The organism is Actinoplanes sp. NPDC026670 (genome assembly GCF_040638175.1).
GTDB lineage: Bacteria > Actinomycetota > Actinomycetes > Mycobacteriales > Micromonosporaceae > Actinoplanes.
The window spans coordinates 1-1023 of the sequence record NZ_JBEZXU010000229.1 but is presented as its reverse complement, the minus strand read 5'-3'; the positions used below and the strand labels follow the sequence as shown (position 1 = coordinate 1023).

The following is a 1023-nucleotide window of genomic DNA, read 5'->3' as shown; positions in this document are numbered from 1 at the left end:
GGGCGACCGGGGTCTTCGCAGCTAGCATAGCGCGTCTGTCGCTGCGGTGCGGAATAAGGGTGGGCTGTGGTGGGACCGGCTGAGTTGATGGTCCTGGAGCGGCGGTTGTCGGCCGAGCGGCTGGGACCGTACCGGGCGGCGTGCGGTGGGGATCTTGCCGCCGCTGTGGCGCTCTACGAGTGGAACGCCGAGGTTTCCGGGGCGCTGGGCACCACGTTGGGCCATCTGGAGGTGCTGCTCCGCAACGCCATGCACGACGCGCTGACCGTATGGTCGACCGCTTGCCACGGCGAGCCGCGCTGGTACCTGGACCCCGGTGACCTGCTGACCGTGGACGCGGCTCGTGACGTGGCCACCGCGCGCCGCCGCGCGACTCGTGACGGCCGCACCGAGGCTCCTGGCAGGGTGGTCGCCGAGCTCACGCTCGGCTTCTGGCGCTACCTGGTGGCCAGCCGGTACGAGCGCACCCTGTGGCTCGATTGCCTCCGCCAGGCGTTCCCGCAGTTGCGGGGGCGCGGTATGCGCCGCGACGTCAGCGACGCGGTCCGTGACCTTCACCTGGCCCGCAACCGGATGGCGCACAACGAGCCGATGTTCAACCGGCCGATCGACGAGCTGCGGACGACGGCGCTGCTGGTCGCCGGATGGATCTGCCCGGTGTCCCGTCAGTGGATCGAAGCGCGGTGCCGGGTGCCTCACCTACTGGCCAGCAGGCCCGGACAGCCGGCGTGGGACAGACGCGACGCGCAGCTGGAAACGAGCGTGCTCGGCCAGCGCGACGGCCTCATCGACGATCACGCCGTGCCGGTACAGCACGGCTAGCTGACGGTCGGCGAGGTGGTCCAAGGCGTCGCGGATCACCGCCACGGGGTGGCCGGTGCGCTCGGCTAGCCGGGGCAGTGTCGTGTCGGTGAGCTGGGCCCGGCCCGTGATGACCAACGTTCGGGAAAGCCACGCTAAGGGTGATCTTGGTTCGGGTTGAAGTGGGTCCCGGAAGGAGGTTGTGGGACGTTTCCGGAACCA

At 70.1% G+C, this 1023-nt stretch carries 1 protein-coding gene; it reads left to right on the top strand.

Annotated features, from left to right (window positions below):
• Nucleotides 1-69 precede the first annotated feature (69 nt).
• Nucleotides 70-822 carry a hypothetical protein gene (locus tag AB0E94_RS53310; protein WP_357097999.1) on the top strand — a complete coding sequence of 251 codons (753 nt, stop codon included), beginning with the start codon at nt 70-72 and terminating at the stop codon, nt 820-822.
• Nucleotides 823-1023 lie beyond the last annotated feature (201 nt).